At 73.0% G+C, this 14388-nt stretch carries 14 protein-coding genes and 5 pseudogenes; 13 read left to right on the top strand and 6 right to left on the bottom strand.

Annotation, left to right across the window (positions count from 1 at the left end):
- Positions 1-38 precede the first annotated feature (38 nt).
- The gene (locus tag DEJ15_RS14575) at positions 39-536 is read left to right on the top strand and encodes a GNAT family N-acetyltransferase (protein ID WP_110824733.1); all 498 of its coding nucleotides are present in this window, start codon (positions 39-41) and stop codon (positions 534-536) included.
- 30 nt (positions 537-566) lie between these two features.
- Here DEJ15_RS14575 and DEJ15_RS14570 read toward each other — a convergent pair whose 3' ends face one another.
- Positions 567-1358 (bottom strand): SGNH/GDSL hydrolase family protein, encoded by a 792-nt coding sequence (locus DEJ15_RS14570; RefSeq protein WP_110824732.1) that lies wholly within the window; start codon positions 1356-1358, stop codon positions 567-569.
- A 164-nt stretch (positions 1359-1522) separates the two neighbouring features.
- On the opposite strand from DEJ15_RS14570, the gene DEJ15_RS14565 reads away from it, so the two are divergent.
- Positions 1523-2245: a VIT1/CCC1 transporter family protein gene (locus DEJ15_RS14565; RefSeq protein ID WP_110824731.1), complete on the top strand. Its 723-nt coding sequence runs from the start codon at positions 1523-1525 to the stop codon at positions 2243-2245.
- Between the two features lie 228 nt (positions 2246-2473).
- Here the strand turns inward: DEJ15_RS14565 and DEJ15_RS14560 are convergent, their stop codons facing one another.
- From DEJ15_RS14560 to DEJ15_RS14550, 3 genes are all read right to left on the bottom strand, one after another.
- Complete coding sequence (locus DEJ15_RS14560) at positions 2474-3427, bottom strand: acetamidase/formamidase family protein (RefSeq protein ID WP_110824730.1); 954 nt, start codon at positions 3425-3427, stop codon at positions 2474-2476.
- On the bottom strand, positions 3424-4602 hold the full coding sequence (locus DEJ15_RS14555; protein WP_284175174.1) for an APC family permease: 1179 nt from the start codon (positions 4600-4602) through the stop codon (positions 3424-3426). Before DEJ15_RS14555 ends, DEJ15_RS14560 begins: the two co-directional genes overlap by 4 nt.
- A 398-nt stretch (positions 4603-5000) precedes the next feature.
- Positions 5001-5501, bottom strand: coding sequence for an alpha/beta fold hydrolase (locus DEJ15_RS14550; RefSeq protein ID WP_284175173.1), 501 nt, complete (start codon positions 5499-5501; stop codon positions 5001-5003).
- 641 nt (positions 5502-6142) lie between these two features.
- On the opposite strand from DEJ15_RS14550, the gene DEJ15_RS14545 reads away from it, so the two are divergent.
- On the top strand, positions 6143-6814 hold the full coding sequence (locus tag DEJ15_RS14545) for a FadR/GntR family transcriptional regulator (protein WP_284175172.1): 672 nt from the start codon (positions 6143-6145) through the stop codon (positions 6812-6814).
- A gap of 7 nt (positions 6815-6821) precedes the next feature.
- Positions 6822-7271 (top strand): hypothetical protein, encoded by a 450-nt coding sequence (locus tag DEJ15_RS14540; RefSeq protein WP_284175171.1) that lies wholly within the window; start codon positions 6822-6824, stop codon positions 7269-7271.
- On the opposite strand, the gene DEJ15_RS14535 is transcribed toward DEJ15_RS14540, so the two are convergent.
- Positions 7228-7611, bottom strand: a complete 384-nt coding sequence (locus DEJ15_RS14535) for a hypothetical protein (protein ID WP_284175170.1) — start codon at positions 7609-7611, stop codon at positions 7228-7230. The two genes, DEJ15_RS14540 and DEJ15_RS14535, sit on opposite strands and share 44 nt — an antisense overlap.
- On the opposite strand from DEJ15_RS14535, the gene DEJ15_RS14530 reads away from it, so the two are divergent.
- Positions 7610-8188 (top strand): hypothetical protein, encoded by a 579-nt coding sequence (locus DEJ15_RS14530; RefSeq protein WP_284175169.1) that lies wholly within the window; start codon positions 7610-7612, stop codon positions 8186-8188. The two genes, DEJ15_RS14535 and DEJ15_RS14530, sit on opposite strands and share 2 nt — an antisense overlap.
- Here the strand turns inward: DEJ15_RS14530 and DEJ15_RS14525 are convergent.
- Complete coding sequence (locus DEJ15_RS14525) at positions 8134-9063, bottom strand: ABC transporter ATP-binding protein (RefSeq protein ID WP_110824725.1); 930 nt, start codon at positions 9061-9063, stop codon at positions 8134-8136. The genes DEJ15_RS14530 and DEJ15_RS14525 overlap by 55 nt on opposite strands.
- Positions 9064-9146: 83 nt before the next feature.
- On the opposite strand from DEJ15_RS14525, the pseudogene DEJ15_RS14520 reads away from it, so the two are divergent.
- The 8 genes and pseudogenes from DEJ15_RS14520 to DEJ15_RS14485 all read left to right on the top strand — a co-directional run.
- A pseudogene (locus tag DEJ15_RS14520) lies at positions 9147-10178 on the top strand (cytosine permease); the annotation flags it as partial.
- Positions 10174-10824, top strand: a complete 651-nt coding sequence (locus DEJ15_RS14515) for a cytosine permease (RefSeq protein WP_284176221.1) — start codon at positions 10174-10176, stop codon at positions 10822-10824. The pseudogene DEJ15_RS14520 and the gene DEJ15_RS14515, both read left to right, overlap by 5 nt.
- A gap of 138 nt (positions 10825-10962) precedes the next feature.
- A pseudogene (locus tag DEJ15_RS19710) lies at positions 10963-11568 on the top strand (aspartate/glutamate racemase family protein); the annotation flags it as partial.
- A gap of 153 nt (positions 11569-11721) precedes the next feature.
- A pseudogene (gene allB, locus DEJ15_RS19705) lies at positions 11722-13027 on the top strand (allantoinase AllB); the annotation flags it as partial.
- 188 nt (positions 13028-13215) lie between these two features.
- Entirely contained in the window at positions 13216-13563 is a 348-nt protein-coding gene (locus DEJ15_RS14500; protein ID WP_284175166.1) for an acetamidase/formamidase family protein, read from the top strand.
- A pseudogene (locus tag DEJ15_RS18825) lies at positions 13553-13750 on the top strand (acetamidase/formamidase family protein); the annotation flags it as partial. The gene DEJ15_RS14500 and the pseudogene DEJ15_RS18825, both read left to right, overlap by 11 nt.
- A gap of 85 nt (positions 13751-13835) precedes the next feature.
- Entirely contained in the window at positions 13836-14168 is a 333-nt protein-coding gene (locus DEJ15_RS14490) for an acetamidase/formamidase family protein (protein ID WP_284175165.1), read from the top strand.
- Positions 14165-14338: pseudogene (locus tag DEJ15_RS14485) on the top strand (AtzH-like domain-containing protein); the annotation flags it as partial. The gene DEJ15_RS14490 and the pseudogene DEJ15_RS14485, both read left to right, overlap by 4 nt.
- Positions 14339-14388 lie beyond the last annotated feature (50 nt).

Genomic DNA, 14388 nt, shown 5'->3' with positions numbered 1-14388 from the left:
GTCCCGCGCACGCAGGAGCCCGGTCGTAGGGTGGTCCGGTGATCGAGTCCTCTGCAGCCGTGCGGGTCGCGACGGCGGAGGCCGGGACGGACACCGCGTGCATCGACCTGTGGGTCGCCGCCGTCGCCGCGCGCGACGATCGTCCCCGGGACCCGGCGGTCCGGGCGCGAGCGGCCGCGAAGTTCGCCGCCGAGCGCGTCGCCCTCGTGGTCGCGCCCGGGGACTCCGACGACGGCGTCCGCGGCTTCGCACTCGTCACCGCGCCGGGCACCGGAGGGGGAGTGGGACCCGCGGACGCCGCCTACCTCAGCCTGCTCGCGGTCGACCCGGCCGCGCAGGGGAGCGGGCTCGGTCGAGCGCTCCTCGTCGCGGCCGTCGACGCTGCCCGGGACGCCGGGTACGAGCACTGCATGCTGCACGCGCTCGAGGACAACGCGCCGGCCGTGCGCCTCTACCGCAGCGCCGGGTTCCGCCCGGTCGGCGAGTCGTTCCCGCACGCTCTCAGCGGCCGCCCGACCCGGACGTTCGTGGTCTGACCGCGGCTGCGGGGCCGCACCCCGCCCGGATCAGCGTCGTCGGCCGCTCGGCGGCACGGGGGTCCAGTCGCCATGGGACGCGACCCGCCCGTCACCGGAGGACCGGCCGGTCACGCGCCGCCGGACCCACGGCACGACGTGGTCCCGGTAGTACCGGAGTTCCTCGGTGACCGACGTGCGCGTCGCGTCCGGGACGACCGGCGCCGTCACGGTCGGTCCACCCGCGATCTCGTGGAGGGCCAGGTCGGCGACCCGCTGGTGTCCGAGCGGGTTCATGTGCAGCCGGTCCTCGGACCAGAACTCGGCGCGCCGCAGGTGTGGGTCGCGGGACACGTCGACGTAGGGCAGGCCCCGCTCCCGCGCGAAGCCGGTCAGGGCCTCCGCCCAGGCGTCCCCGCGGGCGTTGATGAGCTTGCCGAGCGGCAGTCGGGCGCTCGGGTCGGCCGGGCTGAGGAGTGCCAACCGGATCCCGCGGGCGGCGACCGCGTCCGCCGCGGTCGCGAGCCGGCCGAGCAGCACGTCCACGTCGTAGCCCGGACGGAGCATGTCGTTCCCGCCGCCGCAGAACGTGACGAGCGTCGGCGCCGGGTCGAGGGCGAGCGCGGCGTCGAGCTGCTCGTCCAGGACCCCGGCGAGCAGGCGACCGCGGATCGCGAGGTTCGCGTACGAGACCGGGCCCGACAGGTGGTCGGCGAGCCCGGAGGCCAGTCGTCCGGCCCACCCAGGGAAGGGGACGTCCCCGTCGTCGCCGACGCCCTCGGAGAAGCTGTCGCCGATGGCGACGTAGCGGACGGGGTCGGTGCGGGCGGGGACGGTGGACATGGTCCTCCTCTGAACAGCCGGTGGCGGCGGAGCGTGCGGTCGCGTCCATCGTGCTCCTCCCGCTGCGCGGCCGGTGCGGACCGGTCGTCCTCGGTGGGGAACGCCCCGGTCAGGGGAGCCTTCCCTTGCTGGTGCGATCCCCGCGCAGGTGCTTGGCTCTCCCCATGTCGACCGCAGCTGACCTCGCGCTCCCCGGCACCGAGCACGACGACGCCACGAGCGCCGCCCGCCTCAACTGGTTGCGCGCCGGTCTCCTCGGCGCGAACGACGGCATCGTGTCCGTCGCCGCCGTCCTGGTCGGGGTCGCCGGTGCCGGTGCCACGACCGGCCCCGTCCTCGCCGCGGGCACGGCAGCACTCGTCGGCGGCGCCGTGTCGATGGCGCTCGGCGAGTACGTGTCGGTGAGCGGAGCCCGCGACGCCCAGCGCACCGGCCAGGCCGCCCACCAGGCCCAGCTCGAGGCCGAGTCCGAGGACGCGGTCACCATCGCCGACCACTACCGCGCGCTCGGGGTCACGGACGACGTCGCGACCTCCGTCGCCGCCGAACTCGTCCGACCCGAGGTCCGGGACCGCCGCGCCGCCGCCGCACTCCGCGACGCCGAGGAGGAGGTCGTCAGCCCGTGGCGCGCGGCCTGGGTCTCGGCCGCGACCTTCACCGCGGGCGCGGCGCTGCCCTTCCTCGCGATGCTCCTCGCCCCGACGTCGATCCAGATCGCGGTCACGGTGGTCGCCGTGCTCGTCGCACTCGCCGTGACCGGGACGACCGGCGCCGCACTCGGTGGTGCTCGCCGCGGCCGCGCCACCGTCCGCGTGGTGTTCGGCGGGGCGCTCGCGCTCGCCGCGACCTACGCCGCCGGGACGCTCCTCGGAGCACATGCGTTCTGACGCGCCCGGGCCCCGTCCCCGCGGTTCCGCAATTCACGCATCTAGCGCCGCGAGATGCGTGAATTGCGGAACCGGGACGAGCCAACGGCGGCGTGTTGCGGAACCCCGAGCGCAAGCGAGCAAGCAGGACGCACGCACCGCACGGACGCACGGACGGGAGGCCCGGACCGCGTGACCGACGTCGGTCACGCGGTCCGGGCCTCCCGTCCGGCAAGCGGCGGCCGGTGGCTACGGCGTCGGCGCCTCGGCCGGCTCCAGCACCGCCTTCGGCACCCGGTGCAGCGTCACCGCACCGACCGCGTCGAACGGGTGCAGCCGGTCCGGCGCACCGGAGCCCGTCGGCCCACCGAGCTTCGAGTCGCCCACGGCGCTGAGCACCGCGTAGGCGTCGTCCCCGGACCAGCCGTGCTCGTCGACCAGGAACGCGTACGCGTCCTCGTACCCGCGGCGGATGCTCTCCTGCACGGGCTCACCGAGGCCGACGAACAGCCACTCGTCGGCGGTCTCGATGCGCGGGGCACGCAGTTCGGGTCCGCCCTTGACGAGGTCGACGGACACGACGGCGGTGCCCTGCGCCTCGATGGCGACGAAGGAGGACTCGCCCTCGGCCATGATCGCGTGGATGTCGCCGATCGACAGCAGGGCGCCGGGCACCCGGACCGGCAGGTACACCGTCGAGCCGGGGCGGGCCTCGGTGACGTCCATGTTCCCGCCCTCGGCGTACGCGGGCATGATCGTCGAGTTCTCGCCCGCGGCCGGGGCGGTGCCGATGCAGCCGATCATCGGGCGGACCGGGAACGCGTGCCGGTCGGTGACGTGCACGACCCCGTCCTCGATCGGGCAGCGTCGGGTGAAGACGCGGTCGCCCATGACGTGCTGCAGGGCGCCCGAGCCCGGCAGCGACACCGACCAGCCGTGGGTGGTGAGCTCGATGTCGTGGATCGTCACGGCGAGGGTGTCGCCCGGCTCCGCACCCTCGACGTACACCGGGCCGGTGACCGGGTTGATCGGGGCCTGCAGCTGCGCCATGTCGTGGTGGTCGTCGAGCTCAGCGTACACGGCGTCGGTCGTCTCGAACCCGATCGTCTCGCCGGTGCCGGGCGCGATGGTCAGCACGGGGTCGCGGTCGGCCGCGTAGCCGGGGCGGCCGAGCGTGTTCGGGAGGTGGTGGTCCGCGGTCATCGGTGGTCCTCGTCCTTCGTCAGGGTGGTGGCGGCGGTGCGGTCGCCCTCACCCAGCGTGCCCGGCTCCTCCGAACCGACCTCGGTGGAGCGCCCGGTCGCCCGGTAGTACAGGAACACGCCGGCGCCGACGACGAGCCAGATGACGCCGCCGACCTTCGCTTCGACGGCCGCGTTGAGCAGCACGTACCCGATGATGAGGAACCCGATGAGCGGCACGACGAGGTGCAGCAGCCAGTTGCGCGACTTCCCCTTCACGACGTGGTGCACGAACACCGACACGTGCAGGAGCATGAAGCCGAACAGCGCGCCGAAGTTCACCAGTGACGAGATCGTGTCGATCTGTCCGACGAAGAACAGCACGAGGATCGCGGAGAGCACCGAGACGACCAGGATCGCGTTCTGCGGGACCCGACGGCCGTTGAGCTTGTGCAGGAACGCGGGCAGCTGCCGGTCGCGGCTCATCGAGAAGAGCAGGCGGCTCGTCGCGGCCTGCGCGGCCATGGCGTTCGCGATGCCCACGGCCAGGACGTTGACGGCGAAGAAGGCCGTCGCCCACCCGCTCGACGAGGCCTGCTCGACGACGGTGAAGAACGCGTTCCCGGCCTCGCTGTCCGAGAACGAGTCCCGACCGGCGGCCAGGGCGCTCGCGAGCCAGGTCTGCACGACGAACAGGAACGCGACGATGACGAGCGCCAGGATCATCGCCAGCCCGGCACCACCACGGCGGCCGGTCGACTCCTCCGACAGGGTGGAGATGCCGTCGAAGCCGAGGAAGCTCAGGACCGCGATCGACAGTGCCGACGCGATCAGCGGTGCCGACACCTTCGCCGGGTCGAACACCTGGTCGGTGCTGAAGGACGCTCCCGGCACGGTGCCGCCGGTCAGGGCGACGATCGCGATCACGACGAAGACCACCACGAAGACGAGCTCGATGAGCAGGAAGATCCGGTTCGCCAGCTTGAGCGACGACACCCCGGCCAGGTTGATGACGGTGTTGATCGCCACGAAGACGAGCGCCCACAGCCACCGCGGGGTGCCGGGGAAGATGCCGACCATGCTCTCCGCGGCGAAGACGTAGAGCAGCGTCGGGACGAGCAGGTAGTCGAGCAGGATCGCCCAGCCGGCGAAGAAGCCGGCGGTGGGGTGGATGCCGCGGCCGACGTACGAGAACACGCTGCCGGCGAGGGGGGATCGACTTCGCCATCTGCGCGTAGGCCAGGGCCGTGAAGATCATCGCGACGAGGCCGACGATGTAGACGAGCGGCACCATGCCGCTCGACGCGTTGTAGACGGTGCCGAAGATCGCCCACGGGGCGATCGGCACCATGAAGACGAGCCCGTACACGAGCAGGTCGGTGGTGGAGACGGAGCGGTCGAGCTCCTGCTTGTAGCCGTAGGCCTCGAGCTGTTGCTGTGCGGAGAGCTCGCTGTGCTGCTGCGACATGTCGGTTCCGTTTCGGGGAGGAGGGACGGTGCAGGGGGGTGGGGGTCCGGACGGGAGGCGCGGCACGGGTCGGTGACGGGCCTCCTGTCCGGCGAACGGCCGGCCGGGGTGGTGCCGGCGGTGTCAGTCAGTCGGTGGGGTGGGCGTCGTGCTCGGCGAGGAACGCACCGATGACGCGGCGGAACTCCTCCGGCTGCTCCAGGTGGGTGCAGTGGCTGGCGCCGGGGAAGACGTGCTGGCGGGCCCCGGGGATGCGCTCCACGAAGGGCTGCCAGGTGGCGGGGGTGGCCTCGTCGTGCTCACCGGCGACGACGAGGGTCGGGACGTCGACCTGGTCCAGGCGGTCGACGACGGACCAGTCGCGCAGGGACCCGATGACGTGGAACTCGTTCGGCCCGTTCATGGTGTGGTAGACCGTCGGCTCGGCTTCCATCTGTTCCTCGGACGCGATGAAGTCGGCGGGCATCGGGACGACGCGGCAGACGTGGCGCTCGTAGAACACCTGCGTCGCGGCGAGGTACTCCGGGTCCTCGGTGGTGCCGGCGGCCTCGTGCCGGGTGAGCGCGTCCTGCACGTCCTCGGGCAGACGGCTGCGGAGCTCCGCGGCACCGTCGACCCACAGCTGCATCGACGCGGGGGGAGTTGCAGATCGACAGGCTCGCGATGCCACCCGGACGGCGGACACCGATCTCGGCGCCGAGCATGCCGCCCCACGACTGCCCGAGCACGTGGTGGTCGCCGAGGCCGAGGTGGGCGACGAGCGCGCGGTACTCGTCGACGAACAGCTGCGGTTGCCAGAAGTCGGCGGGGGGCGTCCGGACGGTGGCTGCTCCGACCGCAGCCGAACTGGTCGGAGTGGACGACGGTGCGGCCGGTCTCGTCGGCGAACGCCTCGAGGTTCCGCAGGTAGTCGTGCGCCATGCCGGGGCCGCCGTGCAGGACGACGAGGGGCAGCGCCCCCCGGGACGGGGCGGTCGGGCTCGGTGATCCGGTACCAGGTCTCGCCGTCCAGGAACGGCATCGTGCTCTCGGTGATGCGGGACATGGGGTGAGCATGGCCCTTCGAAAGGTCCCAGGCAAGACCTTTTCTGCTCGTTTAACGTGGCCGTAACAGCGCCGGCCCACGGAGGGCCGTCGAGAGGGGTGCCGTGACGGATCGCGCGACGGAGACACGGGTGGACGAGGTCGAGGACCGGCTCGTGACCGCGCTCGCCGTGGGGGGAGTACCTGCCCGCGGCGCGACTCCCGCCCGAACGCGAACTCGCGGCGTTGCTCGGCGTCGCGCGTGTCACCGTGCGGAGCGCCCTCGCTCGCCTGGTCGACCGCGGGTTGCTCGAGACCCGACGCGGACGTGGTGGCGGCACGTTCGTCCGGACGCAGTGGCCGGCGAGCTCGTCCGAGTCGGTCGGCCGGACCCTGCTCGCCCGGTGGGCCGGCATCCAGGACACCGCCGACGCGATCGCCCTGCTGCACGGGGCCATGGCCGCCGCGGCAGCCGAGCGGATCACCCCGGCGGAGGCGGCTGCGCTCCGGGACCGGCTCGACGCCTTCCGGCAGGCCTCGAGCGGCGCGGCGAAGCAGCAGGCGGACGCCGTCCTGCACCGGAGCATCATCGACGCGGCGCGCAACGACGTCCTCCGCGCGACCCTCGCGACCCTCGAGGCGCAGATCTCGATCGCGGCACCGGCACACCTCTGGGGGGACCGAGGAGGGCATGGCGGACATGGAGGCACGTGCCACGCGGGACCACGAGGTCCTCGTCGAGGCGGTGTGTGCGGGGCGGGCGGCGGAGGCCGGCGAGGTCGCACGCCGGCATGTCGGCATCGACGTGGAGCTGCTCGAACAGGCGATGCTGCGCGCGGGGCAGGTCCCGACGGCGGATCCCGCACCACGGTGAGGGCGAAGACCGCGTCCGCGGGCGCCGGCACGACACGGGCATGATGAGCACATGACCCACCTGCCGCCGCCGCGCCTCCAGCGATCGCCCCGACCGCGGAGGGGCCCGGGGTCGTCGCATCGCCTGATGGTCATCGGGGTGGTGCTGACGGTCATCGGGCTCGTCGGGCACCAGCTCGCGCTGTGGTGGAACAGCATCCCGTTGTCCGAGGGCACGGGAGCGAACATCGGCGCCGGCGTGGCAGCCCTGGCCGCCCTGCTGGTCGCCGTCGGCGGGCTCGTGACCCTCGTCGTCGGCGGGCTGCTGCGCGCCCGCGGTGGCTCGGACCCCCCGGGTCGGGGGGATGACCGCTCCGGTCGTCGCCTGACGGACGGGAGGCCCGCGGCGGACCCGCCACGGGCCTCCCGTCGGCAGCGACCGGTCATCGGTGGGCCGGTGGGCCGGTGTGCCGGTGTGCTCAGACGTCGCGGCGTCGCGCGACCACCATCGCGAGGGCGTTGACCACGACCACCTCGGCGAGGAGGACGCCCGCACCGCTCCACCCGTTCAGGTCGGAACCGCCCTCGGCCGTCGCCGTCGCCGGGGCTCCGGTCGCGCCCGCGGGTGCGTCGGACGCGTAGGCGTACAGCTGCCCGCCGGCTGCGTCGGGCAGGTACCCGGCGGCCGTGCCGAGCCAGTCGATGCCCGCGAGCACGGACACCAGGCTGAGCACGATCGGCAGCACCAGCAGGATGCCGAGCGTGATGGCGATGCCGCCGGCACTCGAGCGGACGAGCAGGCCGATGCCGAACGCGAGCAGTGCCACGAGCGTCACGTACACGGACGCACCGAGGAGCGGCATGAAGACCGCGGGGTCGGCGAGGTCCGGGTGGACCCCCCTTGCCCGCCTGCAGCGCGGTCGAGATCGCGACGCCGATCCAGGTGGCGACGACGCTGACGAGGAACGTCGAGACGGCGAGCACGGTGGCCTTGGCGAGCAGGGCGCCGAGGCGTCCGGGGTCCGCGGTGAAGGTCGACCGGATCTGCCCGGTGGTGTACTCGCCGGAGATGATGAGGACGCCGAGCACCCCGACCACGAGAGCGGACAGGTACACGCTGATCGTGTTCATCCCGACGATGGTCTCGTTCGCCGCGTCGGTGGTGGTGGTCGCGCCGGCCTCGGCCAGGGCGCCGAGGAGGGTCGCCAGGCCGATCGTCAGCACGGCGATGACGGCGAAGCACCAGAACGTCGACCGGATGCTCCAGAACTTGATCCACTCACTGCGCACCAGTCGGGCGAACCCGAGGCGCTTGCCCTCCAGGGAGGCCTTGCCGCGGTGGCGGTGCTGCTCGGTCCCGCGGTGGTCGGTCTGCTGCGGCGCGCTCATCGCGTGCCCTCCGATCGGTACTCGACGTCGTCGCGGGTGAGCGCCATGTAGGCCTCCTCCAGGCTGGCGCCGGTCGGGGTGAGTTCGTGCAGGACGACACCGGCGCGGGCGGCGATGTCACCGACCGTCGGTGCGTCCGGCCCGACCACGAGGAACGACCCGTCCTCACGCTGGGTGACGGTGGCCGCCGGGCCGATCGCGGCGAAGAGCTGGTCCGGCATCGGGGTCCGGACGACGACCCGGGCGAGTGCCGTGCCGCCGGCGGGACCACCGGCGCCGGCGACGAACTCCGCGATCGGGGCGTCGGCGAGCACCTTGCCGCGACCGAGGACGACCACGCGGTCGGCGGTCTGCGCCATCTCGCTCATGAGGTGGCTGGAGAGGAAGACCGTGCGCCCCTCCGCCGCCAGACGGCGCGCGAGCTGACGGACCCAGAGCACCCCGTCCGGGTCGAGGCCGTTCACCGGCTCGTCGAGGATCAGCGTGTGCGGGTCACCGAGCAGTGCCGCCGCGATGCCGAGCCGCTGGCCCATGCCGAGCGAGAACCCACCGACCCGCTTGCGGGCGACCGACTCGAGGCCGGTCATCTCGATGACCTCGTGCACGCGCTGCTTCGGGATGCCGTGCGTCGCCGCGAGCGCGAGCAGGTGGTTGTGCGCGCTGCGCCCGGAGTGCACCGCCTTCGCCTCGAGCAGGGCCCCGACCTGCCGGAGCGGGTCGCGGAAGTCCTGGTACGGCCGCCCGTTCACCGTCGCGCTGCCGGAGGTCGGGCGGTCGAGCCCCATGATCATCCGCATGGTGGTCGACTTGCCGGCGCCGTTCGGGCCGAGGAAGCCGGTCACCATCCCGGGGTGCACGACGAACGAGACGTCGTCGACCGCGGTCTTCGGGCCGTAGCGCTTGGAGAGGTGCTGTACTTCGATCATCGGTGGCCACGCTAGGGGAGCCCGTCCGGCCGGTGCCTCCCCCCTCGAGGAGGAGATCGGCGCCTCCTGGAACGATCGTTCCGATGCAGGTGTCATGTCACACGGTCGTCACACAGGGGAAACGGGCGGTGCGACCGGGGTCCGTAGCTTCCTTCCCAGGCAGACGCCGACCTCACCCTCTCCCACTCCGGAGGACGTCATGGCAACCGAAGTCGCGGCACCCGTCGCACCGCCCCACGCCCCCGTCACGTCGACCGCCCCCCGCGGGCGCCGGCCTGATCAAGCCCGGGTACGACCCGGCCCTCACGAACGAGGACCTCGCGCCGCTGCGGAAGCAGACCTGGTCGAGTTACAACGTCTTCGCGTTCTGGATGTCCGACGTGCACTCGGTCGGCGGCTACGTCACGGCGGGGTCGCTCTTCGCGCTCGGCATCGCGAGCTGGCAGGTGCTCGTCGCCCTGGTCGTCGGCATCCTCGTCGTGCAGGTCTTCGCGAACCTCGTCGCGAAGCCGTCGCAGCGGACCGGGGTCCCGTACCCGGTGATCAACCGCGCGGTGTTCGGCGTGCTCGGTGCGAACGTCCCGGCGATCATCCGCGGTCTCATCGCGATGGCCTGGTACGGCGTGCAGACGTTCCTCGCGGCGCAGTCGCTGAACATCGTGTTCCTCAAGTTCATCCCGGGTGCCGCGGCCCTCCTCGAGCCGTCCTTCCTGGGCCTCGACGCGCTCGGCTGGATCTCCTACGCCGTCCTGTGGGTCGCTCAGGGAGCCCTGTTCTGGATGGGCATGGACGCGATCCGGAAGTTCATCGACTGGGCCGGGCCGGCGGTCTACGTCGTCATGATCGCCCTCGCGGTGTACCTCGTCGCACGGGCCGGCATCGGCAACATCTCGCTGACGCTCTCGGTCGGCGAGCCGATGTCCTTCGCCGAGAGCATCCCGGTGATGCTGTCCGCGATCGCCCTGGTCGTCAGCTACTTCTCCGGCCCGATGCTCAACTTCGGCGACTTCTCGCGGTACGGGCGGTCGTTCGCGGCCGTGAAGCGCGGCAACCTGCTCGGGCTGCCGGTCAACTTCCTGTTCTTCTCGATCCTGACCGTGCTGTGCGCGAGTGCCACCGTGCCGGTCTTCGGCGAGCTCATCACCGACCCGATCGCGACCGTCCAGGCGATCGACGCCCCCCTTCGCGATCCTGCTCGGCGGGCTGACGTTCGTCATCGCCACCGTCGGCATCAACATCGTCGCGAACTTCATCAGCCCCGCCTTCGACTTCTCGAACGTGTCCCCGCGCCGGATCAGCTGGCGGGCGGGCGGCATGATCGCGGCGGTCGGGTCGGTGCTCCTCACCCCGTGGAACTGGTACGGCAACGACCAGGCCATCCTGTACACCCTGGGCGTGCTCGGTGCGCTGATCGGTCCGCTGTTCGGGATCCTCATCGCGGGGTACTACATCGTCGGGAAGCAGCGCGTCGCGGTCGACGACATGTACTCGATGGACCCGTCCGCGCGGTACTGGTACCGGAAGGGCTTCAACCCGAACGCGATCTGGACGCTCGTCACCACCGGGGCGGTCTCGGTCGGCAGCGCGGTGCTCCCGCCGGCCCTCGGCGTCCTGCCCTGGCTGAGCACCTACAGCTGGTTCATCGGCTGCGGACTCGGGCTCGTCGTCTTCTGGGCGCTGGAACGTCGGTCGCCGCGGATGCCCGCGCTCGCCGCGGACGACCCGACGGTCGACGACGGCGCCGCCTCCGGCCGCGCCTGAACGGCTGCCCACTCGTCCACAGGGGCGCCGGCGCAGCCCTCTGAGCCGGTGCCCCTGTGGACAGCCGGGAGGCCCGCCCCCCGGTCCGTCGAGGATCGTCACCACCCAGCACCACCAGCTCCATCGGAAGGACCCGCGATGCGCATCCGTGTCGTCAACCCGAACACCACCGCGTCCATGACGGCGGCGATCGGCAGGGCCGCGGCCGCCGTCGTCGGTCCGGGCACGGTCGTCGAGGCCGTGCAGCCCACGATGGGGCCGGCCTCGATCGAGAGCCACTACGAGGAAGCGCTCGCCGTCCCGGGGCTCCTCGAGCAGATCGCCGCGGGCGAGCGGGACGGGGTGGACGCCACCGTCGTCGCGTGCTTCGGCGATCCCGGCATCGACGCGGCCCGGGAGCTCGCCAGCGGCCCGGTGATCGGCATCGCCGAGGGCGCCTACCGGACGGCGGTGCTGCTCGGGCGGCGGTTCGGGGTCGTCACGACGCTCGCGCGGACGACCGGGCGCGCACGGGAACTCGCCGAGCGCTACGGGTGTGCGGCGCTCCTGACGGAGGTGCGGGCGTGCGAGGTGCCCGTGCTCCGGCTCGAGGACCCGACGTCCGGCGCGCGGGACCTGGTCGTCGCCGAGTGTCGCGAGGTCATCGCGAACGGCGCCGACGCGGTCGTGCTCGGCTGCGCGGGCATGGCCGACTTCTGCGCCTCCGTGTCCGAGGAGATCGGGGCCCCGGTCGTCGACGGGGTCAGCGCGACGACGCTGCTCGCCGAGTCGCTCGTCCGCCTCGGGCTGACGACCGGGAAGCACGGCGAGTACGCCCCGCCGCCACCGAAGCCGTTCTCCGGGGCGCTCGCGTCCTTCGCGCTCGCGGACGCCCGCGTGACGGTGGGGGGCGGGCGCATGACGAGCCTCGGGTCCGTGACGGTGGACGAGGGCCTGGCGCCCGCCGACCTCGTGCTCCGCGCGCAGCGCGCCTGGGTCGACGGTGCCTTCCGCCCCGCGTCGGTCGTCGTCCGTGACGGCCGGATCGTGTCCGTCGGACCGGTCGACGCCGTGGCGAACGGGCAGCGTGACGAGACGGTGCCGGACGGGCACGTCCTGCTGCCGGGCCTCGTCGACACCCACGTCCACGTCAACGAGCCCGGCCGCACCGAGTGGGAGGGCTTCGCCTCCGCCACGCGCGCGGCCGCACTCGGTGGTGTCACGACGATCATCGACATGCCGCTGAACTCGATCCCGGCGACGGTCGACGTGCCCGCCCTCGCCGTCAAGCGGGCGAGTGCGGCCGGCCGGGTGGCGGTCGACGTCGGCTTCTGGGGCGGCGCGGTCCCGGGCAACGCCGGTTCCCTCGGCGACCTGCACGACGCCGGGGTCTTCGGCTTCAAGTGCTTCACGGCACCGTCCGGCGTGGACGAGTTCCCGCACCTCGACCCGGGTGCGCTGCGGCAGGCGATCGGCGAGGTCGCTGCCCTGGACGCGTTGCTCATCGTGCACGCCGAGGACCCGGAGCACCTCGTCGACCACGACGCGCTCGGCGGCCGGTACCGCGACTTCCTCGCCACCCGACCCGCGCAGGCCGAACGCTCGGCCATCGCCCGGGTGATCGACGGCGCACGGGAGACCGGCGCCCGGGTGCACGTCCTGCACCTCTCCGACGCAGGCGCCCTCCCGATGATCCGTGCGGCGAAGGACGACGGCGTGCGCATCACGGTCGAGACCTGCCCCCCACTACCTGGCGTTCGAGGCCGGGTCGATCCCGGACGGAGCCACCGCGTACAAGTGCTGCCCGCCGATCCGTGACGACGCGAACCGCGACGCGCTCTGGGCGGGGCTCCTCGACGGCACGATCGACATGGTGGTGTCCGACCACTCCCCGTCGACCGTCGACCTCAAGGTCGACGACTGGGGTCTGGCGTGGGGCGGCATCGCCGGGCTCCAGGTCGGCTTCCGTGCCGTGTGGACCGAGGCCGCTCGCCGTGGCCTGCCGCTCGACGCGGTCGTGCCCGCGGTCACGACCGGACCGGCGGCGCTCGCCCGTTTCACCGACCGCGGTCGGATCGCGCCGGGCGCCCTCGCGCACTTCGCGGTGTTCGACCCCGACGCCGAGTCCACGGTCCGGGCCGACGCGCTCGCACACCGCAACCCCGTCTCCGCCTTCGACGGGCTGTCGGTACGCGGTCGGGTCACGGGGACCTGGCTGCGGGGGGAGGCGGATCACCTCCACCGCGGACGACGTCACGACCGTGGACGTGGTCGCCGGAGAGCTGGTGGACCGTGCCTGAGACGCTCGCCGCAGCCGACGTGCACCTCGGCTCCACGCCCGACGACGTCCTCTGGGGACGGCTGCCGAGTCGGGACGACGAGCCGGTCCGCACCGTCGCCCCCGGGACCGTCGTGACGATCGACACCGTCAGCCACGAAGGCCTGCTGCCCGACCAGGGGTCCGACCCGGTGGCGTTCTTCGGGCGGCACGGCGTGGCCGCGGCGGACGTGCTGGCGGACGCGGTCGACATCGTCCGGCACGTGGAGCGCGACGCGGCCGACGGTCCGCACGTGGTGTCCCGCCCGGTCGCCGTGCAGGGGGCCGAGCCCGGCGACGTCGTCTCCGTCACGGTGCTCGAGGCCGTCCCGCGGGTGCCGTACGGCGTGATCTCCAACCGGCACGGTCGCGGAGCGCTGCCGGGGGGAACTCCCGCGCGGGGACGAGCCCGTCTCGGTCTTCGCGGACGTCGTGACCCGTGACGGCGTCGACTTCGGGCGGTTGCCGGTCGTGACGGGCGGGCCCCGGGTGGTCACCTTCCCACTCCGGCCGTTCCCCGGCATCGTCGGCGTGACCGTCGACAGCGAGGTCCGGCCGCACTCCGTCCCACCGGGGCCGCACGGCGGGAACGTCGACATCGCCCTGCTCACCGCCGGCGCCACACTGCACCTGCCCGTGCAGGTGCCCGGGGCCGGCGTCTCCGTCGGCGATCCGCACTTCGCGCAGGGGGGACGGCGAGGTCGCGCTCACCGCGATGGAGGCCTCGCTCCGGCTGACCCTGCGCCTCGACGTGGTCCCGCGGGCCGTGGCGCTCGCGCGCTTCGGCGCGCTGGTCGGACCCCTGGCGGAGACCACGGAGTACCTCGTCCCGACGGGCATGGACGCCGACCTGGACGACGCCGTGCGCCGGTGCGTCCGTGCCGCGATCACGCTGCTCCGGGCGCGGTGGGGCGTGGAGGAGCACCTGGCGTACGCCTACCTCAGCGCCGCGACCGACTTCCGGATCTCGCAGGTCGTCGACCTCGTGTGCGGTGTGCACGCGACGGTGCGGAAGAGCGACTTCCAGGCGGTACCGACGTGCGGATGACCGGGACGTGGCCGGACGGACTGGAGACGGCGTTCCGGGCCTACGAGGACGCCCTCATGCGGGACGACACCGCGGTGCTGGACGCGCTGTTCGAGCCCGGCCCGGACACGTTGCGCGGCGACGGAGCCGGGTTGCTCCGCGGGCACGACCGGATCAGCGCGTTCCGGTCCGCCCGTGGTGGTGTCGCCCGGCGCACGCTCGTCGGCGTCGACGTGCAGGA

This window comes from Curtobacterium sp. MCJR17_043, assembly GCF_003224315.2.
Lineage (GTDB): Bacteria > Actinomycetota > Actinomycetes > Actinomycetales > Microbacteriaceae > Curtobacterium.
Note: the sequence above shows the minus strand (reverse complement) of the source record. Positions and strands in the feature narration are given on the sequence as shown.